Source organism: Enterococcus sp. JNUCC 77 (assembly GCF_054819945.1).
On record NZ_JBTHIG010000001.1, the window covers coordinates 221,261 to 245,000 of the forward strand.

Consider the following 23,740-nt stretch of genomic DNA (forward strand, 5'->3'; position numbering starts at 1 on the left):
AAAGTGAAAAAAAGTTTGTTATCAGCATTAATGCTAACTACAGTAACATTAAGTGCCCTAGCAGCTCCATATGCAGCTTCAGCCGATGAATTTGATAGTAAAATAGCCGATCAAGATTCAAAAATCTCTAGTTTACAAAACCAACAGACTGACGCTCAGTCTCAAATCAGTTCATTAGAATCAGACGTTGCAGACATTAATACAAAGGCACAAGATTTATTAGCCCAACAATCAGAATTGCAAGCAAATTCTCAAGACTTGCAAGACCAAATTACTACTTTACAAGAGCGCATTGACAAACGTTCTGCAATGATCCAAAAACAAGCACGTCAAGTCCAAGTAAGACAAAATTCTACAAATGTAGTTGACGTGGTATTAAATGCAGAATCATTCTCAGATGCTGTTGGTCGCATTCAAGCGATGACAACAATTGTTAAAGCGAACAATGATTTAGTTGAACAACAAAAAGCGGATAAAGAAGCAGTTCAACAAAAGCAAGCTGAAAACGAACAACAATTACAACAAATTCAAGCTAACCAAGCTGAATTAGAACAACAAAAAGGTAACTTAATCTCAGCGCAAGCTGATTTGAAAGTACAACAAACAACTTATGCTGCTGATCAAGCAACAGCAGAAGATGAAAAAGCAAGCCTACAAACAGAACAACAAGCAGCAGTTGCTGAGCAACAACAAGTTGCAGCAGAACAACAAGCGGCAGCAAATGCGCAAGCAGCAGCTGAAGCAGCACAACAACAAGCATCAAGTGAAAGCTCTACTTCTGTTACAACTGAAGCACCAGCAACTGAAGTAACAACACCAAGTGTAACTGAACCAACTACACCGAGTGTGACTGAACCTTCAACACCAGAAGTAAGCAATGACAATACAAATACTACAGAAACGCCTGTAGTTGAAACACCAGCAGTAGAAACACCTGTAGTTGAAACGCCAGCACCAACAACTCCTACACCAGCACCAAGTACTGGAGCAAGTGCATCACGCGCATCAATTACTTCAATTGCACAACAATATATCGGTGTTCCTTATGTATGGGGCGGAAAAACTCCTTCAGGATTTGACTGCTCAGGTTTCACTTCTTACGTATTTGCACAAGTTGGCATGAGTATCGGTGGCTGGACAGTTCCTCAAGAATCAGCTGGAACAGTTATCTCAGTAGGTGCTGCTCAACCGGGAGATTTATATTTCTGGGGTAGCCAAGGTGGTTCTTACCACGTAGCAATCGCATTAGGTGGAGGACAATATATCCATGCACCTCAACCAGGCGAAAGCGTAACAATCGGAAGCACTGCTTATTATGCACCAAGCTTTGCTGTGAATGTTTTAGGTTAATTCAAAACTATACAAACTGGGCCAAGTCTTCTTGGCTCAGTTTTTTTGTATCTTAGAAGGAGTATCAAGTGAAGGAATTATTTATAAAAAACCATCGTAATGGGCGACTTTATTTTGTTGTTGCTTTAGCAGTAATGATAATTTTATTTTATAGTTCATCGATGACTTATCAAGAACAAAGTCAAGTATCGACGATTCAGCAATTTTTAACTACGCAACCTTTTAAAACTCAACTGAGCCAAATTGCATTTCAGTATGGAGATAGCGAAGTAAGTATTCAGGCACAAGGTTATAGTAAATTTATCGAATTTTTCATTCGAAAAGGCGCGCATTTTTTCACTTATTTTGTATTAGGTGGTAGCTTATATTTAGGATTATATCCAAATTTGAAAAATTCCGCTAAGGGCTTAAGTCTGATTTTTGCTACATTGGCAGCTACTGGATATGCAGCAACAGATGAATTTCACCAAATGCTAACTGGTGGACGAACACCATTATTTCAAGATGTTATGCTGGATGCGGTGGGTGCATTAACAGCAACGGTCATTCTTACGATAATATTATCTTTCAAACAACGAAGAAAATGATTTATTCTTGACGGAAATGCTGGTTCGCGAGACAATTATTAAGATGAATAATTTAGGAGGAATGAAGTATGTCAGGACATAGCAAATGGCACAATATTCAAGGGCGAAAAAATGCACAAGATGCCAAAAGAGGGAAGATTTTCCAAAAAATATCGCGAGAAATTTATATGGCTGCCAAAGCTGGTGGTCCTGATCCGTCCGATAATCCCTCATTAAGATTGGTAATGGATAAAGCTAAAGCGGCGAACATGCCAAACGATAATGTTAATCGTGCAATAAAAAAAGCTTCTTCTGCTGGCGATAATGAAAATTATGACGAAATTACTTATGAAGGTTATGGACCTGGAGGTGTAGCCGTCTTAGTTCACACTTTGACAGATAATCGTAATCGGACCGGAACCAATGTCCGAGTAGCTTTCACCAGAAATGGTGGCAATTTAGGTGAAACGGGTTCGGTTAGTTATATGTTTGATCGAAAAGGATATATTGTGATTGAGCGTGAGGGACTAGCTATTGATGAAGATCAAATGTTTGAAGATGTGTTAGAAGCTGGTGGGGAAGATTTGGAAGTATCGCCAGAGGTTTTTGAAATTTATACAACACCTGAAGACTTTACGACTGTGCGCGATCAGTTGGAAGCTGACGGTTTAACTTTGGCACAAGCAGAATTAACAATGGTGCCGCAAACGACAGTTGCTTTAGAAACTCCGCAAAAAGAAAAACTCGAACAATTAATTGATAAACTGGAAGATGACGATGATGTGTCAGAGGTCTTTACTTCAGCAGAATAAATAAGGCAAAAGGGATTGGTCGTTGATCAGTCCTTTTATTGTGTTTTGCAGCAATAAAAAACGCCTAGTCACAATGGACTAAGCGTTTATTTTTAAAAGACTAAGACTGGTACACCGACAGAAACCATCCCGAATAATTGGCTCATTACACCTGGTGGGGTATTAATACAACCGTGAGATCCGTAAGTTAACCAACGGCTACCACCGTAAGCACTTTGCCAGTCTGAATCGTGAATACCAACACCGGTCCAATCAATCGGCATCCAATAACTTACTGGGCTGGCATATTTACTGCCATCATCATTTGTGCCTCGTAGAGTTGTATTGGTTTCCATGCTCCAAATATAATTTACACCTGCAGGAGTTGGTGTGGTTGGTTTTCCGCTGACAATATCAGTTTCAAGTTTTAATTCACCATTTTGATAGAACCACATGTGCTGATTTTCTAAATCGACTTCAACATAAGTGTTGTCAATTAATTTATGATCAGCGGTTGTTGAACCATTTGTTTTTGGTGAACGAGTGAAGCTTTCGCCTGCTAAAATTTGATCAGTTAAAGCAGTTACTTCTGCTTCTGTATCAATCGTCCAACCGTAAGTTCCAGCCGGGACTTCTACTTCGCCACGTCTAGTGCTAGTAAATTTAGTTGGGTTCGTACTAGTGTTATATTTGTTGCCTAATTCTGTGACATAGTTTGTGACTTGTTCTTGATCCAATGTTGCGTTACCAGCTTCATCAGTAGTTAACCAACTTTTAATTGATTCTGACGGTATCTGAATCGATTCTCCATTGATGCTGTAAGTTGCTTTGACATTAGCAATTTTATCAATGCTAGATAAAGTATTCTTTAACTTAGTTGAATTGCTAGTAACAGCTGGCTTGGTATAGTAATTTGAAAAATCAATAGTTGATTTTCCAGATTCAACGGCACTTTCGAAAGCTTTGGCAGCCTTATCTACATCGATCTGGGTTCCTTGTTTTTCGGCAACAATTTCAAAGTCACCACTATCGTTTTGATTGATGGTTGCATCAGTCGAGGGTGTGCGGCTTTCATTCGTTGCTTGTATATCATTTCTAACTACTGCAGCAACGGCATTTAATTGATCAGAATCTACTGTTGTATTTTCTAGATCAGTGGTACTAGCCGCTGAAACCAATTGAGTGCCCCATGAAAATGGATTTTGTTCTGATTTAATATTTTGCAAATCAGAAGTATAATCAGATTTCCAACCAACATCGTCACGGTTAATTTCTTTCCAATTTTTACCATCAATTTTGATCATGAAAGCTGTATCAGAAAGTTCTTTTTCTAATTTTTGATTGGCTTCGTCAACAGTTAAATTGCTGATATCAACGCCACTAGCTTCAGTATTAGGTAAAAATCTTTGACTATAATGGACGCTGCGAATGGAGTAACCACCAACAATCACAACGGCTACTAAACCTAATCCAATGATTAGTCCTTTTTTGCCTCTTGAATTTTTTCTTTTTTCTGCTCGGCTCATTAGAAATAACTCCTTATTCTAAAAAGATATGTACGCAATTTACTATAACATATTGATATGAAAAAGCGAGCCATCTGTCTGAATTAAATGTAAAATTTAAAAAAACTGTTGAGAATTTTCTCAACAGTTTCTAATAGCTTCATTTATTTACTTTCATTTTCTAAATCAGCGAAAGCTTTATCCATGATTTCTTTTAATTGTTTTGCCGAAGCATCCATTTTTTCTTGTTCAGAATCAGTTAATGGTACATCAATGATATTTTGGATTCCTTTGGCGTTAACAACAGCGGGAGCTCCGATAAAGATATCATTTTGTCCATATTGCCCTTCTAAATAAACAGACAATGGGAAAACTGCATTTTCATCATTTAAGATAGCGCGAGTAATTCTTGCCAAAGCTACGGCGATTCCATAAAAAGTTGCGCCTTTTTTCTCGATAATTTCGTAAGCTGCATCTCGAACACCAAAGAATAGGTTGACTAATTCTTCTTCATTAACTTCTGGATTGTCTTTAATCCATTCGTAAATTTGCAAGCCGGCAACATTTGCGTGTGACCAAACTGGGAATTCTGAATCACCATGTTCACCTAAAATGTAAGCATGGACGTTACGTGCATCCACGTCGACTAATTCAGCAATGGCTTGACGGAAACGAGCAGTATCTAATGAAGTACCAGAACCGATTACGCGTTCTTTAGGAAAACCTGAGAATTTCCAAGTGGCATAAGTTAAAATGTCGACTGGATTTGCGGCAACTAAGAAGATACCGTCAAAACCTGAAGCAACAATTTGTTCTACAATACCTTTGTTGATCCGTAAATTTTTGTTTACTAAATCCAAACGAGTTTCACCTGGTTTTTGTGGCGCGCCAGCTGTGATGACAACTAAATCGGCATCATGGGCATCAGCATAACTTGCTGAATATATTTTTTTAGGAGAAGTAAAAGCTAATGCATGTGATAAATCAATAGCATCTCCTTCTGTGCGGTTTTTATCAATATCAATAATGCCAATTTCTTGTGCGATGTTTTGGTTGACTAAAGCAAACGCATAACTTGACCCGACAGCGCCATCCCCTACTAAGATCACTTTTTGATGTGCTTTTTTAACTGTGTTGGCAGTCATTTAGACCAATCCCTTCAAATAAACTTTTCACTGGTGTGATAATAACACTAGTTTATGAAATTTGTCACGTAATAACACATCAATTAGTACAGTTTTTTTTGCTGTTTCATAAGAAACCGTTTTAGTATCGATTAAAAGGGATAGAAGAATTATAAAGTTTTTGGAAAATCTAGTAAAAAAAACCTATTTTAGCAGGAGCGTTTACCGTCAAAAAGTGGCAGTTTGTGCTATAATGAACCAGTCGACTGGATAATCATTTTGATTATCCAGCCTTTTGTCATGTTTAAGATAGTGAGGAAAAATAAATGAAAATGATTGTTGGATTAGGAAATCCTGGTAGGAAATATGAAAATACCAAACACAATGTGGGTTTTATGGTGGTAGATGAATTAGCTAAATCTCATGGTGCAACTTTTAAAAAGAATACTTTTGAAGCAGAAGTAGCTGACTTTTTTATTAATGGTGAAAAGATTTTATTGGTGAAGCCGCAAACCTTTATGAATGAATCTGGTCGTGCGGTGGGACCGTTGATGACGTACTTTGGTGTTTATCCAGAAGAGTTGGTGGTTGTATCAGATGACTTGGATTTGGCTTTAGGAAAATTACGCTTGCGTCAAAAAGGTAGTGCCGGTGGACATAATGGTTTAAAAAGTATAATTTCTCATTTAGGGACATCTGTTTTTGATCGAGTGAAAATTGGAATTGGACGGTCGAATAATAAGACAGTTGTCAATCATGTATTAAGCTCTTTTAATAATGAAGAAACAGCTATTATCACTGATACAGTTATGCGGGCTAAAGAAGCAATTGAAGATTACATAGAGACTGACGACTTCGTCCAAACGATGAATCGTTTTAACTAGGAGAGTCCTTTTATGAATATAGTAGAATTTATTAATCAAAGTTCTTTGGTTAAAGAGTGGCAACAACAATTAGCCGCAAAAGCCAAACGTCAATTAGTCACTGGATTGTCTGGTTCAGCTAAAGCTTTAGTAATGGCAGGAAGTTTTCAAACTTTCCAAAATCAAATAATAATTGTTGTGCCTAACTTGTATTACAGCGGTCAATTGGCGGAAGAATTACGCCAATTGACTGAGGATGTTCATGTTTTCCCAGTGGATGAAGTGTTGTCAGCTGAGATGGCTTTTGCTTCACCAGAAGCTCGAAGTGAAAGGGTGGCAACCCTAACGGCATTAAGTCAGCAAGAAAAGGGTATTTATATTGTGCCAGCTGCTGCCTTGCGGAAATATTTACCCACCCCAGAAACTTGGCAAGCTAGCCAGCTTAAATGGGAAATTGGTAGTGAAATTGACTTAGAAAATTTACCGCAAAAATTGGTTTTAATGGGTTACGAACGTCAAAGTATGGTTGGAAAACCCGGTGAATTCAGTATGCGGGGAAGTATTATTGATATTTACCCGTTAACTACCGAATACCCTGTTCGTGTTGAGTTATTTGATGTGGAAATAGATTCCTTGAGATATTTTGAAGCTGATACACAACGTTCAGTGGAGAATTTACAAGAAGTCTTGATTGCACCGACAACGGAATTGGTTTTTTCAGATGAAGATTTGAAGCAAGGCGCTGAAAAAGTTAATCAGTTGTTATCGAACCGCTTAGTAGTTACGAAAGATCAAAATGATAAGGATTTTTTAAGTGATTATTATGGTCAACTGATCGCTAGCTGGCAAGACGGGATTCCAACAGAAAATGCACGTTTCTATACTGACCTATTATATAGTAAGAAAAATTCATTATTGGACTATTTTAATTCAGAAAGTTTCCTTTATGTGGATGATTATACCCGCTTATTGGAAACCAATCGTGAAATCGAACGAGAAGAAGCTGAATGGCAAACCCAAAAAATTGCTGAATTGCGTGTGTTTTCAGAACAAGTTTTTGGTGAGAATTTACTTGATTTATTAAAGCAAACAAACTTGACGACCACTTTCTTCTCACTCTTTCAAAAAGGAATGGGCAATCTGCGTTTTGAAGGATTGCATCATTTTCAATATCGTTCGATGCAACAGTTTTTTGGACAAATGCACTTACTAAAAACTGAGGTAGACCGTTGGCAAAAACAAGGCCAAACGGTAATTTTCTATGTTTCCGATGATGAACGTAAAGAAAAATTAACCCAAGAATTTCATGATGTTGAAATCAAAGCCCTTCAAACGACACCAGATGATTTGTTAGTTGAACAGACTCAAATCATGCAAGGAACTGTTTTAAGTGGTTTTGAATTACCTCAAGAAAAACTGGTGGTCGTAACAGAAAGAGAAATTTTCCAAAAGGTAACAAAAAAACGGGCACGCCGTCAGACAATTTCTAATGCAGAGCGTTTGAAAAGTTATAATGAGTTAAAAGCCGGAGATTTTGTTGTTCATGCTAATCATGGGATTGGTAAGTATATCGGTATGGAGACAATTGAAATCGATGGCGTTCACCAAGATTACATGACGATTCTTTACCAAAAAGATGATAAATTGTTTATTCCAGTTACTCAGTTAAACTTGATCCAAAAATATGTTTCTTCTGAAGCAAAACCGCCAAAAGTTAATAAACTTGGTGGCAGTGAATGGGGCAAAACCAAAAGTAAGGTTTCTGCTCGAATTGAAGATATTGCCGATGATTTAATCGAATTGTATGCCAAACGTGAGGCTGAAGTTGGCTATGCTTTTGGTCCAGATGATGAATATCAAAAGGAATTCGAAGATGCTTTTCCTTATACCGAAACCGATGACCAATTACGCTCTAGTGCCGAAATTAAGCACGACATGGAGAAGAAACGACCAATGGATCGCTTGTTAGTAGGAGATGTCGGCTTTGGTAAAACTGAGGTGGCCTTGCGGGGAGCATTTAAAGCCATCAAAGAAAATAAACAGGTAGCCTTTTTAGTGCCCACAACGATTTTGGCGCAGCAACATTATGAAACCATGCTGGAACGTTTTGAGAATTTCCCAGTGAATGTTGCTGTATTAAGTCGGTTCCGCACAAAAAAACAACAAAATGAAACGATTGAAAAACTACGCACAGGTCAAATTGATATTGTGGTTGGTACCCATCGTTTGTTGTCACAAGATATCCAGTTTGCCGATTTAGGCTTACTAATCGTCGATGAGGAGCAACGTTTTGGTGTAAAACATAAAGAACGTTTAAAACAATTACGCTCTCAAGTCGATGTTTTAACTTTAACAGCTACGCCAATTCCCCGAACTTTGCATATGTCTATGCTAGGTGTGAGAGATTTATCTGTCATTGAAACGCCACCAGAAAATCGTTATCCGATCCAAACATATGTAATGGAATTTAACCCGGGGGCGATTCGAGAAGCGATTGAACGGGAGTTGGCACGTGGTGGTCAAGTATTCTATCTATATAATCGGGTGGAAACAATTGAACGAAAAGTCGAAGAGCTGCAAATGTTGGTTCCTGATGCCAGAATTAGTTTTGCCCATGGACAGATGACGGAAGTTCAGTTAGAAAATACCTTGCTTGATTTTATCGATGGCCAATATGATATTTTGGTGACGACGACGATTATTGAAACGGGTGTGGATATCCCTAATGTGAATACCTTGTTTGTTGAAAACGCCGACTATATGGGCTTATCTACTTTGTATCAATTACGTGGTCGTGTAGGACGGAGTAATCGAGTAGCTTATGCTTACTTCATGTATGAACAGCAAAAAGTCTTAAATGAAGTCAGTGAAAAACGACTACAAGCGATTAAAGACTTTACTGAGTTGGGCTCTGGTTTTAAAATCGCCATGCGGGATTTATCGATTCGTGGCGCTGGGAATTTATTAGGCGCACAACAGCATGGATTTATTGATGCCGTTGGTTTTGATATGTATTCACAAATGCTCAGTGAAGCAGTCAGTCGTAAACAAGGAAAAAATGTTCAAATTGAAAAGACTTCAGTTGAAATTAATTTGGGCATTGATGCGTATATTCCTGGTGACTATATTGAAGACGAACGACAAAAAATTGAAATCTACAAACGGATTCGTGAATTGGAAAGTAGCGATATGCTAAATGAAGTAGAAGAAGATATGATTGATCGTTTTGGAGATTATCCTGATGAGGTCGCCCACTTATTGACAATTGGTCAAATTAAGATGGACGGCGACCGGGCACTGGTGGAAAGTATCGTGAAAAATGACAATCAGATTCGGATTGCTTTGAGTAAAGCAGGTACCAAAGCTTATCAAGTTGAACAAATTTTTGAGGCTCTCTCGGCGACAAAATTAAAAGCGACTCTGGGCGTTGAAAAAGAGCAGATGGTCATTAAATTAAGTATTGATAAAAATATGGATCAAGCTGTCTGGTTACGGGAAATTGGCTTGTTTATCGCAGCTTTACGAGAACAAAAGTACAAAGAGTAGGTGGTGGTCGCCTTGGTGAATAAAGACATGAAAAATATGATGCAAGGCGCCTTTATTTTGACGTTAGCATCTTTTGTCGCCAAGATTTTAAGTGCAATTTATCGCGTACCGTACCAAAACTTAGCAGGGGATGTAGGCTTTTATGTGTATCAACAAGTCTATCCAATTTATGGTTTGGCGATGACACTAGCCTTATCTGGTTTGCCTCAATTTATTTCGAAATATGTCGCCGAAAGAAACAGCATAAAGGATGAAGCAACTGCTTTAAAAGAATTATTTCCGATTATAAGTAGTCTAGGGATTTTTTTATGGGCGATGGTCTTTTTTACGAGTCCCATGTTGGCAAGCCTAATGGGTGATCAACAATTAACGCCTTTGATTCAAGTGGTTTCATTTACTTTTCTATTAATGCCTTATTTGTCCATTACTCGTGGCGGTTTTCAAGGACGTTTGCAGATGGTACCAACAGCCATTTCTCAAGTGGTGGAACAAATCGTTCGGGTCAGTATTATTTTAGCTGCTGCTTGGTGTTTTCAAAAATATGCTTGGGATGTTTATCAGACCGGTGTTTTTGCAATGTCGGGAGCAGTTTTTGGCGGTATTTGTGGTTGTTTGATTTTAGCTTATTATCAAAGAAAATTAAATAGTCATGCGATTGGCTTTAAAAAAGCTGCGGCACCTTGGCAGTTAATAAAACGAATGACGATTGAAGGGGGATTAATGACTGTTTACAGTGGATTTTTAATCTTGTTTCAATTGATTGATTCTTTCACTGTTAAAAAAGCTTTGGTTGATCACGGTTTAACCGACTATGCTGCACAAGTTGCTAAAGGAATTTATGATCGCGGTCAGCCCTTGGTTCAATTAGGTTTAGTAGTCGCTTTAGCCTTAAGTGCTAGTTTTTTACCCTTATTAACAAAGTACTTATCTGGTGAGGAAAAAAATAAATTTAAACAAACCAGTGGTACTTTTCTACGGTTGACTTGTGGGATTGCAGCAGCAGCCTCGCTAGGCTTAGCGTTACTTTTGCCTTATGTGAATTACACATTGTTTAAAGATTATCGTGGCAATTTAACTTTAGTGATATTTGTCTTTGCCATTTTTTTTATGGCGATGATTCAAGCTTATCAAAGTATTGCCCAAGCCCAAAATTCTTATAGCAGCTCCTTTCAAGCGGCAGGAATTGGCTTAGTGATTAAATTATTAACGACTATTTGGCTGACTAAACTTTGGGGAAATGCAGGTGCTAGTTTGGCTACCTTATTAGGTTTATTGGCAGCACTGCTATTTTTGCAGAAAAAATCAGCTTTAGGTAATTTGAAGTACTTAAATCAGCAAGGCTTTTTGCGGCATCTGATTTATTGCTTATTACTAATGGCAGCTAGCCTATTTGGCTATTATGGTGTTTTACAAATATTATTTGGGCAAGTTGAATCACGGCTAGCCACCTTAATTATTTGCTTAATTGGTGTGATGCTCGGTGGAGGGACTTTTGTTTTTGCAGCGATTCGGTTACACTTGTTGAGTATTCGTGAATGGTTAATGTTGCCATTTGGTAAAAAAATATTGCGATTACGTTTAAGAAAGTAGGAAATTACATGCGTTTAGATAAATTTTTAAAAATTTCGAGAATTATTAAAAGGCGTTCTGTTGCAAAGGAAGTAGCAGACAAAGGTCGAATCTATGTAAATGGAAAACTAGCTAAGTCTTCTAGTGATGTTAAAGTTGATGATACGATTAAAATTCAATTTGGAAATAAAGTGTTAGAGGTAGCTGTGGAAGCGTTACACGAATCAACTAAAAAAGAAGATGCCGCGAAAATGTATCGCATTATTAGCGAAACACGTAGAGAAGATAACGAGAATTAGTCAACGAATGACATAGACAATGAACTTTAATGTTGTTATAATAGTTGAGAAAATTAATCGAAAGGGAGTCGTTATATGGCAGAAGAAAAGAAAAAACTTGCCACGATTAGTAATCCCTACGCAAAAAAACAATTTCAAAAGTTTCAAAAAGAACACCGTCAATTAATTTTTAAACGGCGACGTTTAGCTGTTTTCTTTGCGGTTGCTGCGGTTATTTTTATTGTGATGGGTGTTCAGATTTTTAGTGAGCGCCAAAAATTGAGTGAATTACAAGATATCAAAGTAACTACCCAGGCAGAGTCAGTTAAATTAGATGATAAAGTTGAAACATTACAACAAGAAGTCGCTTTATTAAAAAATGACGATTATGTTGCGAAATTGGCCCGTAGTCGTTACTACTACTCAAAAGATGGTGAATTGATTTTTGTTTTACCAGAAGAATCGACTGATAGTTCAAGTAACAGCTCAGCAAAATAAAACAAAAGTCTGAAACTGCAATGTTGCAGTGAATAATAAATTGGGAAATAAAGTAGGAGGAACAATCTTTTTATGTCAATCGAAGTAGGAGCAAAACTACAAGGGAAAGTATCTGGCATCACTAATTTTGGTGCATTTATTGATTTAGGTGAAGGGAAAACTGGGTTAGTCCATATTAGCGAAATCTCAAATGGTTTTGTTAAAGATATTCACGATGTATTAACTGTTGGTGATGAAGTGACGGTCAAAGTGACCTCAGTTGGTGATGACGGAAAAGTCGGTTTATCAATTCGCAAAGCGGAAGATCAACCAGAAAGACCGCAACCTGAGAAAAAAACTTTCAACCGAGAACGTCGCGATACACGACCTAGCAAACCACAAAATAAAGGTAACTTTTCAAAAGGCAATAACAAAGATTTTGGCAACAAAAAAGAAGACTTCGATACATTAATGAGTTCCTTTTTGAAAGACAGCGATGATCGCTTATTATCATTGCGCCGTAATACAGAAGGAAAACGCGGTGGCCGTGGCGGTCGTCGTAGCTAGTGAATCAATCAAGTCGGGACAAATTTGTCTCGGCTTTTTTTGTAATTGAGGGATATGATGGAAAGAAATTTAAAAAAATTAAACCCAGAATTATTTACAGCTCAAAAAATTTTAGTAGCTGTTTCAACTGGTGTGGATTCGATGGTTTTACTTGATCTATTGGAGAAACTTGCATTGCCAATAGGAGTTGCTCATGTGAATCATCAGTTGCGAGCAGAATCCGAAATAGAAGCAGTATTTTTGGCAAATTATTGTCGCGAAAAAAAACTACCTTTCTATCAAACACTGTGGCAACAACCAGTTGAAAAAGGCATGGAAGCTGCCGCCCGCAAATTTCGCTATCAGTTTTTCGCAGATGTGATGGAAAAAGAGAACTATGATCTTTTAGTGACGGCTCACCATAGTGATGACCAAGCTGAAACCATGTTGATGCGCTTAGTTCGTGGTGGTAGCTTACAAGCTCACGCGGGTATTCAGAGAATTCAACCTTTTACCAAAGGGAGATTATTACGACCTTTACTAAATGAACCTAAAGAATCGTTAATTTCCTATGGGAAAGAAAATCAACTGGTTTATTTTGAAGATGCTAGTAATCAAAGTGAACAATATTTTCGCAATCGGATTCGACAAAAGGTAGTTCCGCTTTTGAAAGCCGAAAACCCACAATTTTTACGCCACATTCAACAGTTCCAGCAACAGTTAAATGATGCTGAAACGGCTCTGAAATGGGGGCTAAAAGAAAATTTAAACAACGTTAAAAAAACTGATCAAGGTTGGAATTTTAAGTTATCAGATTTGCCTGAAATAAGTGCTTCACGTTATTATTTTTTGCAATTTTTCTTTCAAATGATTGCCGAAGATACAAATTTACTTATTTCTCAACAACAGTTACAACAAATGCTTGCCTTAATTAACGATGGACCGAGTCAATGGTCGCAAGATTTAGGCGATGATTGGCAGTTTCGTAGAAGTTATCAGCAATTTTCATTGACGCCTAAACAAATGATTGTGACAGAAAGTTTTCAAATCGGCCTCCACCAAGAAAGAAAGTTGTCAGATGGTACATGTTTTAATTTACGGAAAAAGACGCAAATAAGTGCTGAAAAGCCTAACTTTCAAGTTTTTTTACCAGCAACTACGGCTTTTCCACTAACGATTCGCAAGCGTCAAACCGGCGATCGTATTCAACTAACTAAAGATTTACGAAAAAAGGTTTCACGTTATTTTATTGATCAAAAAATTTCTGTGGATTTACGGGAGAAAGCCTGGTTGGTGGAAGATGCCAATGGAGAAATATTAGCAATTTTACCTTTTGTTAATTCTTGTTTGAGTAATAGTTTGGAAACTGATAAAATACTCTACATACTTGATTATTTTGATTAAGTTTGAGAATGAAAGGAGAACACGCATGCTAGCAAACGATATCGAAAAGGTCTTAGTTTCTAGAGATGATATTTTAAAGCGTTGTGTCGAATTAGGAAAAGAATTAACCACTGAATATGCGGATAAAAACCCTCTGGTAGTTGGCATTTTAAAAGGTGCTGTACCATTTATGGCAGATATCTGCCGGGAGATGGACATTCATATGGAAATGGATTTCATGGATGTTTCAAGTTACGGCAATCAAACGGTTTCTTCTGGCGAGGTGAAAATCGTCAAAGATTTAGATACAAATGTTGAAGGTCGCGACCTTTTAATTGTAGAAGATATTATCGATAGCGGTCGGACTTTAGGTTATTTAGTAGACTTATTTAAATATCGTAAAGCCAAATCGGTAAAAATTGTGACTTTGTTAGATAAACCAGAAGGCCGTGTAGTAGATATTACTGCCGATTTTGTTGGTTTTGATGTACCAAATGAATTCGTCGTCGGCTATGGTTTAGATTACGCTGAGGATTATCGTAATTTACCATATGTTGGAGTTTTAAAACCAGAAGTTTATCAATCAAATTAGTGACAGCTAAGAAAGACTATATGATATACTGTATTGGTCAGGATTGATAAAACAAATTTGAATCAGAACTTCGAGGAGGAACCCTATGAACAAAAATAATAAGGGGGTCAAAAACGCCCTCTATTACATCCTCGTAATCTTGGCAATGGTGATGGTTGTCTATTTCTTATTTGGAGACAATCGCTCATCTTCGTCAGATATCGAGTATTCTACCTTCACAGAACAATTAGAAGATGGAAAAGTAAAAAACTTTACGATCCAACCAGCTGGCGGTGTGTACCGGATTACTGGGGAGTATAAAGAAAGCCAAAAAGTTGAAAACAGCGGCGGTTTAAGTATTATCGGATCAACTGATTCTAATACTACTCGTTTTACAACAATTGCTTTACCAAATGACTCCACTTTAGACCAAATCACTAGTGCAGCCAGTGACCAAAATGTCAAAGCCGATGTAGCTGAAGAATCATCTAGCGGCATGTGGGTGACATTATTAGTCAGCTTCCTACCAATCTTAATCATGATTTTCTTCTTCTACATGATTATGGGTCAACAAGGTGGCGGCGGTGGCGGCAATGGCCGAGTGATGAACTTCGGTAAATCAAAAGCCAAAGAAGCCGATAAAAAAGCTAATCGCGTCCGCTTCTCTGACGTAGCCGGCGCAGAAGAAGAAAAACAAGAACTTGTAGAAGTCGTGGAATTCTTAAAAGATCCCCGTCGTTTCGTTGAATTAGGTGCCCGCATTCCTGCCGGGGTCTTACTAGAAGGACCTCCCGGAACTGGTAAAACTTTATTAGCTAAAGCAGTTGCTGGTGAAGCAGGCGTACCATTTTATTCAATCTCTGGTTCTGACTTCGTGGAAATGTTCGTTGGGGTCGGTGCCAGTCGAGTACGTGACTTATTTGAAACTGCGAAGAAAAATGCACCAGCGATTATCTTTATCGATGAAATCGATGCAGTTGGTCGTCAACGGGGCGCTGGTATGGGTGGCGGACACGATGAACGTGAACAAACCTTGAACCAATTGCTAGTTGAAATGGATGGTTTTGGTGGCAACGAAGGCGTCATCGTTATCGCTGCAACGAACCGTTCAGATGTATTGGACCCAGCCTTACTTCGTCCAGGACGTTTTGACCGTCAAATCTTAGTTGGCCGTCCAGATGTTAAAGGTCGGGAAGCCATTTTACGTGTCCATTCTCGTAACAAACCTTTAGCAGACGATGTTGATTTAAAAGTCGTTGCCCAACAAACACCAGGTTTTGCCGGTGCTGATTTGGAAAACGTCTTAAATGAAGCGGCTTTAGTAGCTGCACGTCGTAACAAGAAAAAAATTGATGCTTCTGATGTAGATGAAGCGGAAGATCGCGTAATCGCTGGACCAGCGAAGAAAGATCGTGTGATTAGTGAACGTGAACGCAAAATGGTAGCTTACCATGAAGCCGGTCATACCATCATTGGGATGGTGTTAAACCGTGCCCGTGTCGTTCATAAAGTAACAATTATTCCACGTGGTCGCGCTGGTGGTTACATGATTGCTTTACCAAAAGAAGATCAAATGTTAATGACTAAAGATGACATGTTTGAACAAATCGTTGGTTTACTTGGTGGTCGGACAGCTGAAGAAATCATCTTCAACGTACAATCAACAGGTGCTTCTAATGACTTTGAACAAGCAACTGGTTTAGCCCGCAGCATGGTGACTGAATACGGAATGAGTGATAAACTTGGTCCAGTTCAATACGAAGGCAATCATCAAGTCTTTGTTGGCCGTGATTATGGACAAACTAAAGCTTATTCAGAACAAGTTGCTTTTGAAATTGATGAAGAAGTTCGTAAGATCTTGATGGATGCTCATGATAAAGCACATGAAATCATCGAATCTCATCGCGAACAACATGCTTTAATTGCAGAAATGCTATTGAAGTACGAAACACTAGATGCCAAAGCAATCAAATCATTGTTTGAAGATGGCAAGATGCCTGAAAACGACAGCTTATATCCAAGTGAGAAAGCTGATGCAACAACTTTTGAAGAAGCTAAACGCGCCTTGGAACAAAAGGATGCTGAAAAACAAGCTTCTGATGAAAAACCAGCAGGCCCAATTGAACCAGATGATACTAGTGATGATCAACAATAATTAAAATGAGGCGGAGGAAATTTTCCTTCGTCTTTTTTTGTACTTCTATTAAGAAAGAAGTTCGTCAGTTGAAAAAAATGGCGACACCTAGTAAGATGAATGGCGAATCTTGTTTACATACAAAGGAGAATATAATGACAGATTATTTAGTAAAAGCTTTAGCATATAATGGCTATGTGAGAGCTTATGCAGTGGATGCAACTTCGACTGTAGCAGAAGCTCAACGCCGTCACGATACTTGGAATACCTCTTCAGCCGCACTGGGACGAACGATGGTAGGTGCGTTAATGTTAGGTGCAACGTTAAAAGGAGACGATAAATTAACCGTTAAAGTGCAAGGTGATGGTCCAGCGGGTCAGATTGTAGTGGATAGTAACGGCCAAGGTGATGTAAAAGGTTATATCGACAACCCCCATATTAGTTTGCCATTGAATGAAGCTGGTAAGATTGATGTTCGTGGGGCAGTAGGAACGCAAGGATTCTTCACTGTCATTAAAGATTTGGGCTTAAAAGATCCTTTTTCTGGTCAAGTACCGATTGTCTCTGGTGAAATTGGCGAAGACTTTACTTATTATTTAGCCGTCTCTGAACAAACGCCATCTGCTGTCGGTGTTTCCGTATTAGTTGATACCGATGACACGATTAAAACTGCTGGCGGTTTTATGATTCAAATGATGCCGGGTGTGACAGATGAAGTCATTGACACAATTGAAGCCCGTTTAAATGAAACAGCGCGGATTTCTAGTTTGCTGGATGAAGGTCAAACACCCGAAGAAATTTTACAAAATTTATTAGCAACCGATGACATTAATTTCTTGGAAAAAATGCCTGTTCAATTCAAATGTGATTCTTCCAAAGAAAAATTTGCGAAGGCGATCATTACTTTAGGAGCCGATGAAATTCAAGCGATGATTGATGAAGATCATGGTGCGGAAGCTGTTTGCCGTTTTTGTGGCGACAAATATGAATATAGCGAAGCTGATCTAGAAGTCTTGAAACAAGCAGCACTGGGGGAAGCGTAGTGAAACCGTTAAGTGGTACATGGAAAATCGGTAACGTAGAGATTCCTAATCGGGTCGTAGTGGCACCGATGGCTGGAATTACCAATGCGGCATTTCGAGTGACTGTCAAAGAATTTGGTGCTGGTCTAGTGGTGATGGAAATGATTAGCGACCAAGGAATTCACTTTAGAAATAAAAAAACGTTAGAGATGTTACACATTGATGAACGGGAACATCCTTTAAGTGTTCAAATTTTTGGCGGTAGTAAGGATTCTTTGGTAGAGGCAGCGGAATTTGTTCAAGCCAATACGAAAGCTGACATGATCGATATTAATATGGGCTGTCCCGTCAATAAAGTAATTAAAGCTGAAGCTGGTGCTAAATGGTTATTAGATTCCGATAAAGTCTATGAAATGGTAGAAGCTGTCTCTCAGGCAGTGGATATTCCAGTGACGGTCAAGATGCGGATTGGTTGGGATGATCAACACGTTTTTGCAGTTGAGAATGCCTTGGCAGCAGAAAAAGCCGGTGCTTCAGCTATTGCAATGCATGGCCGTACCCGTGTACAAATGTATGAAGGGAAAGCCGATTGGGAAATTTTAAAAGAAGTTGCCAACGAGATTTCCATTCCATTCATGGGAAATGGCGATATAAAAACTCCCGAAGATGCCAAACGAATGATTGAAGAAGTTGGTGTTGATGCTGTAATGATTGGACGAGCAGCACTAGGCAATCCTTGGATGATTCATCGCACCCAACATTATCTGGAGACAGGTGAATTAATCGCTGAACCAACACCAAGAGAAAAAATCGAAACAGCAAAACTACATTTAGAACGGTTAATCAATTTAAAAGGTGAAAAAATCGCTTGTCGTGAGTTTCGTCAGCATGCTAGCTATTATTTAAAAGGCATTTCTCGAGCTGCCAAAGTCAAAGCGGAAATTAATAAAACGGAAGACCGTCAAGTGATGCTGAATTTACTAGATAATTTTGCTGATGTTAGTGAAGCACGTTTAAAAATTGGCTAAATCACCAATCAAGGGTGAGAGAATCTCTCTTACGCCTTGATTTTTTTTAAATTGATTGGCATTATAGGAAAGAACAACTATTTTTAAGGAGGAATATCCGTGGCTGAGGAACATACAACTGAAATGAACGACCAGATGCTAGTGCGCCGTGAAAAAATGGAAAACTTGCAATCAGAAGGCATCGATCCATTTGGCAAACGTTTTGAACGCACAGCAAACTCAAAAGAATTACACGAAAAATATGATAAAGATACCAAAGAAGAATTAAAAGAAATGCAATTAACAGCAACTGTTGCTGGACGCATGATGACCAAACGGGGTAAAGGGAAAGTTGGCTTTGCTCACTTACAAGACCGTGAAGGCCAAATTCAAATTTATGTCCGTAAAGATGAAGTCGGTGAAGAACCCTATGCTATTTTTAAAAAAGGCGATTTAGGTGATTTCTTCGGTGTGACTGGTGAAATTATGAAAACTGATACTGGTGAAGTTTCTATTAAAGCCCAAGAAATCACACTATTAACAAAGGCTTTACGTCCATTACCAGAAAAATATCATGGTCTAACCAATGTCGAACAACGCTATCGCCAACGCTATTTAGACTTGATTTCAAACCGTGAAAGCTTTGACCGCTTTACAAAACGCAGTCAAATAATTAGTCAAATCCGCCGTTATTTGGATGGTTTAGGCTATATTGAAGTCGAAACACCTGTATTACACAATGAAGCTGGTGGTGCGACTGCTCGTCCATTTATTACTCATCACAATGCTTTGGATATTGATTTATATCTGCGTATTGCTTTGGAACTACATTTGAAACGATTAATCGTTGGTGGTATGGAAAAAGTTTATGAAATTGGTCGGGTCTTCCGAAATGAAGGTTTAGATACAACACACAATCCTGAATTTACTATGATGGAAGTTTATACTGCTTATTTTGATTATTTAGATGTTATGAATTTAACAGAAGGCATCATTCGTGATGTCGCAGTAAATGTCTTGGGAGAAACTACGATCAGTTATGATGGTGCTTCTATTGATTTGGGTTCAGAATTTAAACGAATCCATATGGTAGATGCAATAAAAGAACAAACTGGTGTTGATTTTTGGCCAGAAATGTCGATTGAAGAAGCTCGTGAACTAGCTAAAGCCCACGATGTAGAAATCAATAATAACATGGCAGTCGGCCACATTATCAATGAATTCTTTGAAACTTTTGTTGAAGAAACTTTGGAACAACCGACCTTTATTTTTGGGCATCCAGTAGAAGTGTCGCCGCTTGCAAAGAAAAATGCGGAAGATGGGCGTTTTACTGATCGATTTGAATTATTTATTGTTGGCCGCGAATTCGCCAATGCCTTTACTGAATTAAATGATCCAATTGACCAAAGACAACGTTTTGAAGAACAAGAAAAAGAAAAAGAACAAGGAAATGATGAAGCCCACGGTGTGGATGAAGATTTCTTAGAAGCTTTAGAATATGGTATGCCGCCAACTGGTGGACTAGGAATTGGGATTGATCGTTTAGTAATGTTGTTAACCGATGTCCAATCAATCCGTGATGTATTACTTTTCCCAACCATGCGCTAGAAAAAAACACGTTCGAATTTTCTCTAAAAAAGAAAATTCGGGCTTTTTTTTATGTTTTTCCGAACGATTTATCGAACTTTTTTATTAGTAATCGCATCTAAAAAAATATCAAAAAAAGTATAGATTTTGATTGACCCTAAGGCATTATGTTGGTATATTATCTTATGTCTTAAAAAGAGCGCGAGTCGCTCAAAAAAAGTTTAAAAAACTTGTTGACAGACGGCTGTAAATCAGCTATTCTAACAAAGTCGCATTGAAGCAATTCAAAAAAATCTTAAAAAATATTTCAAAAAAGTGTTTGACTTTAATTTTGAAATCTGATAAGATATAAAAGTTGCTGATGCAACAGAAATAGACCTTTGAAAACTGAACGAATAAGACGAACCAAATGTGTAGGGCGTTCCTATTAATAGGAACAAACAATACAAAGCAAGCAATATGCTAGCAACAAGTCAATTAATACAATTGAGCTAACAGTCGCAAGACTGTGCAAACTTTTTAATGAGAGTTTGATCCTGGCTCAGGACGAACGCTGGCGGCGTGCCTAATACATGCAAGTCGAACGCTTTTTCTTTCACCGGAGCTTGCTCCACCGAAAGAAAAGGAGTGGCGAACGGGTGAGTAACACGTGGGTAACCTACCCTCCAGCGGGGGATAACACTTGGAAACAGGTGCTAATACCGCATAACAGAGAAAACCGCCTGGTTTTCTTTTGAAAGGCGCAATTGCGTCACTGGAGGATGGACCCGCGGTGCATTAGCTAGTTGGTGAGGTAACGGCTCACCAAGGCAACGATGCATAGCCGACCTGAGAGGGTGATCGGCCACATTGGGACTGAGACACGGCCCAAACTCCTACGGGAGGCAGCAGTAGGGAATCTTCGGCAATGGACGAAAGTCTGACCGAGCAACGCCGCGTGAGTGAAGAAGGTTTTCGGATCGTAAAACTCTGTTGTCAGAGAAGAACAAGGATAAGAGTGGAAAGTTTATCCCTTGACGGTATCTGACCAGAAAGCCACGGCTAACTACGTGCCAGCAGCCGCGGTAATACGTAGGTGGCAAGCGTTGTCCGGATTTATTGGGCGTAAAGCGAGCGCAGGCGGTCTCTTAAGTCTGATGTGAAAGCCCCCGGCTCAACCGGGGAGGGTCATTGGAAACTGGGAGACTTGAGTGCAGAAGAGGAGAGTGGAATTCCATGTGTAGCGGTGAAATGCGTAGATATATGGAGGAACACCAGTGGCGAAGGCGGCTCTCTGGTCTGTAACTGACGCTGAGGCTCGAAAGCGTGGGGAGCAAACAGGATTAGATACCCTGGTAGTCCACGCCGTAAACGATGAGTGCTAAGTGTTGGAGGGTTTCCGCCCTTCAGTGCTGCAGCTAACGCATTAAGCACTCCGCCTGGGGAGTACGACCGCAAGGTTGAAACTCAAAGGAATTGACGGGGGCCCGCACAAGCGGTGGAGCATGTGGTTTAATTCGAAGCAACGCGAAGAACCTTACCAGGTCTTGACATCCTTTGACCACTCTAGAGATAGAGCTTCCCCTTCGGGGGCAAAGTGACAGGTGGTGCATGGTTGTCGTCAGCTCGTGTCGTGAGATGTTGGGTTAAGTCCCGCAACGAGCGCAACCCTTATTGTTAGTTGCCATCATTTAGTTGGGCACTCTAGCGAGACTGCCGGTGACAAACCGGAGGAAGGTGGGGATGACGTCAAATCATCATGCCCCTTATGACCTGGGCTACACACGTGCTACAATGGGAAGTACAACGAGTCGCGAAGTCGCAAGGCTAAGCTAATCTCTTAAAGCTTCTCTCAGTTCGGATTGTAGGCTGCAACTCGCCTACATGAAGCCGGAATCGCTAGTAATCGCGGATCAGCACGCCGCGGTGAATACGTTCCCGGGCCTTGTACACACCGCCCGTCACACCACGAGAGTTTGTAACACCCGAAGTCGGTGAGGTAACCTTTATGGAGCCAGCCGCCTAAGGTGGGATAGATGATTGGGGTGAAGTCGTAACAAGGTAGCCGTATCGGAAGGTGCGGCTGGATCACCTCCTTTCTAAGGAAAATTACGGAGACTACACAAGTTTATCTTTATTCGTTCAGTTTTGAGAGGTCTATTTAAAAATTAGATACTTTTAGGGGCCTTAGCTCAGCTGGGAGAGCGCCTGCTTTGCACGCAGGAGGTCAGCGGTTCGATCCCGCTAGGCTCCATTGATGACATTGGTCATCATATTCGTTCATTGAAAACTGGATACAAAAAACAAACCAAAAATTTTTAAAACAAACCGAGAACACCGCGTTGAATGAGTTTTTTAATAGTTCAATTGCTTATTTTTTATTTATTGGAACTCTATCGCTAGAGGGAAGATAAAGACCCAACCGTAAGGTTGATAAGGTTAAGTGAATAAGGGCGCACGGTGGATGCCTTGGCACTAGGAGCCGATGAAGGACGGGACTAACACCGATATGCTTCGGGGAGCTGTAAGTAAGCTTTGATCCGGAGATTTCCGAATGGGGAAACCCAGCATCTTTAACAGGATGTTACTGTTCAGTGAATACATAGCTGAATGGAGGTAGACGCAGAGAACTGAAACATCTAAGTACCTGCAGGAAGAGAAAGAAAAATCGATTCCCTGAGTAGCGGCGAGCGAAACGGGAAAAGCCCAAACCAAGAGGCTTGCCTCTTGGGGTTGTAGGACTCCGATATGGTAGTTGATTGAAATAATCGAAGGACCTGGAAAGGTCTGCGAGACAGGGTAAAAGCCCCGTAGATGAAATTTGAATCACACCTAGGAGGATCCTGAGTACGGCGGAACACGAGGAATTCCGTCGGAATCCGGGAGGACCATCTCCCAAGGCTAAATACTCCCTAGTGACCGATAGTGAACCAGTACCGTGAGGGAAAGGTGAAAAGCACCCCGGAAGGGGAGTGAAATAGATCCTGAAACCGTGTGCCTACAACAAGTCAAAGCCCGTTAATGGGTGATGGCGTGCCTTTTGTAGAATGAACCGGCGAGTTACGATCCCATGCGAGGTTAAGTCGAAGAGACGGAGCCGTAGCGAAAGCGAGTCTGAATAGGGCGAATGAGTATGTGGTCGTAGACCCGAAACCATGTGATCTACCCATGTCCAGGTTGAAGGTGCGGTAAAACGCACTGGAGGACCGAACCCACGTACGTTGAAAAGTGCGGGGATGAGGTGTGGGTAGCGGAGAAATTCCAAACGAACTTGGAGATAGCTGGTTCTCTCCGAAATAGCTTTAGGGCTAGCCTCAGAGTAAGAATGATGGAGGTAGAGCACTGTTTGGACTAGGGGCCCATCTCGGGTTACCGAATTCAGATAAACTCCGAATGCCATACATTTATCTCTGGGAGTCAGACTGTGAGTGATAAGATCCAT

17 protein-coding genes, 1 tRNA gene and 2 rRNA genes (1 of these 20 only partly in view) are annotated in these 23,740 nt (G+C 39.7%); 18 read left to right on the top strand and 2 right to left on the bottom strand.

Going from position 1 to position 23,740, the window contains the following annotated elements; translation table 11 throughout:
- Positions 1–3 precede the first annotated feature (3 nt).
- The 3 genes from ACVWNY_RS01110 to ACVWNY_RS01120 all read left to right on the top strand — a co-directional run bounded on the left by ACVWNY_RS01110 (position 4) and on the right by ACVWNY_RS01120 (position 2,728).
- A complete protein-coding gene (locus ACVWNY_RS01110; RefSeq protein ID WP_218326968.1) occupies positions 4–1,350 on the top strand; it encodes a C40 family peptidase in 1,347 nt (448 codons plus the stop codon).
- An 83-nt stretch (positions 1,351–1,433) separates the two neighbouring features.
- Positions 1,434–1,937 carry a VanZ family protein gene (locus ACVWNY_RS01115; RefSeq protein WP_218327157.1) on the top strand — a complete coding sequence of 168 codons (504 nt, stop codon included), beginning with the start codon at positions 1,434–1,436 and terminating at the stop codon, positions 1,935–1,937.
- A gap of 68 nt (positions 1,938–2,005) precedes the next feature.
- Positions 2,006–2,728, top strand: coding sequence for a YebC/PmpR family DNA-binding transcriptional regulator (locus tag ACVWNY_RS01120; RefSeq protein ID WP_454071558.1), 723 nt, complete (start codon positions 2,006–2,008; stop codon positions 2,726–2,728).
- A gap of 92 nt (positions 2,729–2,820) precedes the next feature.
- Here the strand turns inward: ACVWNY_RS01120 and ACVWNY_RS01125 are convergent, their stop codons facing one another.
- Both ACVWNY_RS01125 and ACVWNY_RS01130 read right to left on the bottom strand, forming a co-directional pair.
- Positions 2,821–4,233, bottom strand: coding sequence for a L,D-transpeptidase family protein (locus ACVWNY_RS01125; RefSeq protein WP_438718969.1), 1,413 nt, complete (start codon positions 4,231–4,233; stop codon positions 2,821–2,823).
- Positions 4,234–4,376: 143 nt separating this feature from the next.
- Positions 4,377–5,357 carry an L-lactate dehydrogenase gene (locus ACVWNY_RS01130; protein ID WP_218326965.1) on the bottom strand — a complete coding sequence of 327 codons (981 nt, stop codon included), beginning with the start codon at positions 5,355–5,357 and terminating at the stop codon, positions 4,377–4,379.
- Between the two features lie 305 nt (positions 5,358–5,662).
- Here ACVWNY_RS01130 and pth point away from each other — a divergent pair, with 305 nt between their 5' ends.
- The 15 genes from pth to ACVWNY_RS01205 all read left to right on the top strand — a co-directional run.
- Positions 5,663–6,220, top strand: a complete 558-nt coding sequence (pth, locus tag ACVWNY_RS01135) for an aminoacyl-tRNA hydrolase (protein WP_218326964.1) — start codon at positions 5,663–5,665, stop codon at positions 6,218–6,220.
- A 12-nt stretch (positions 6,221–6,232) separates the two neighbouring features.
- Positions 6,233–9,745 carry a transcription-repair coupling factor gene (mfd, locus tag ACVWNY_RS01140; RefSeq protein ID WP_438718967.1) on the top strand — a complete coding sequence of 1,171 codons (3,513 nt, stop codon included), beginning with the start codon at positions 6,233–6,235 and terminating at the stop codon, positions 9,743–9,745.
- 39 nt (positions 9,746–9,784) lie between these two features.
- Positions 9,785–11,335, top strand: a complete 1,551-nt coding sequence (locus ACVWNY_RS01145) for a putative polysaccharide biosynthesis protein (protein WP_454071846.1) — start codon at positions 9,785–9,787, stop codon at positions 11,333–11,335.
- A gap of 8 nt (positions 11,336–11,343) precedes the next feature.
- Complete coding sequence (locus ACVWNY_RS01150; RefSeq protein ID WP_438718966.1) at positions 11,344–11,613, top strand: RNA-binding S4 domain-containing protein; 270 nt, start codon at positions 11,344–11,346, stop codon at positions 11,611–11,613.
- Between the two features lie 75 nt (positions 11,614–11,688).
- Positions 11,689–12,090, top strand: a complete 402-nt coding sequence (locus ACVWNY_RS01155; protein ID WP_438718964.1) for an FtsB family cell division protein — start codon at positions 11,689–11,691, stop codon at positions 12,088–12,090.
- 72 nt (positions 12,091–12,162) lie between these two features.
- The gene (locus ACVWNY_RS01160) at positions 12,163–12,636 is read left to right on the top strand and encodes a S1 domain-containing RNA-binding protein (RefSeq protein ID WP_218326960.1); all 474 of its coding nucleotides are present in this window, start codon (positions 12,163–12,165) and stop codon (positions 12,634–12,636) included.
- Positions 12,637–12,693: 57 nt separating this feature from the next.
- The gene (tilS, locus tag ACVWNY_RS01165) at positions 12,694–14,019 is read left to right on the top strand and encodes a tRNA lysidine(34) synthetase TilS (RefSeq protein WP_454071559.1); all 1,326 of its coding nucleotides are present in this window, start codon (positions 12,694–12,696) and stop codon (positions 14,017–14,019) included.
- 25 nt (positions 14,020–14,044) lie between these two features.
- Positions 14,045–14,590 (top strand): hypoxanthine phosphoribosyltransferase, encoded by a 546-nt coding sequence (gene hpt / locus ACVWNY_RS01170; protein WP_218326958.1) that lies wholly within the window; start codon positions 14,045–14,047, stop codon positions 14,588–14,590.
- Positions 14,591–14,675: 85 nt separating this feature from the next.
- Positions 14,676–16,724, top strand: a complete 2,049-nt coding sequence (gene ftsH / locus ACVWNY_RS01175) for an ATP-dependent zinc metalloprotease FtsH (protein ID WP_454071560.1) — start codon at positions 14,676–14,678, stop codon at positions 16,722–16,724.
- A gap of 134 nt (positions 16,725–16,858) precedes the next feature.
- Positions 16,859–17,746, top strand: a complete 888-nt coding sequence (gene hslO, locus ACVWNY_RS01180; protein WP_454071561.1) for an Hsp33 family molecular chaperone HslO — start codon at positions 16,859–16,861, stop codon at positions 17,744–17,746.
- On the top strand, positions 17,746–18,753 hold the full coding sequence (gene dusB / locus ACVWNY_RS01185) for a tRNA dihydrouridine synthase DusB (RefSeq protein ID WP_454071562.1): 1,008 nt from the start codon (positions 17,746–17,748) through the stop codon (positions 18,751–18,753). Before hslO ends, dusB begins: the two co-directional genes overlap by 1 nt.
- 123 nt (positions 18,754–18,876) lie before the next feature.
- Complete coding sequence (gene lysS, locus ACVWNY_RS01190; RefSeq protein ID WP_454071847.1) at positions 18,877–20,340, top strand: lysine--tRNA ligase; 1,464 nt, start codon at positions 18,877–18,879, stop codon at positions 20,338–20,340.
- A gap of 497 nt (positions 20,341–20,837) precedes the next feature.
- Positions 20,838–22,397, top strand: a 16S ribosomal RNA gene (locus ACVWNY_RS01195).
- An 82-nt stretch (positions 22,398–22,479) separates the two neighbouring features.
- Positions 22,480–22,552 (top strand) — tRNA-Ala (locus tag ACVWNY_RS01200).
- A 183-nt stretch (positions 22,553–22,735) separates the two neighbouring features.
- Positions 22,736–23,740: ribosomal RNA gene (locus ACVWNY_RS01205) — 23S ribosomal RNA — on the top strand (it continues 1,908 nt past the right edge of the window).
- Together the 16S and 23S rRNA genes with 1 tRNA gene alongside form the textbook arrangement of a ribosomal RNA operon.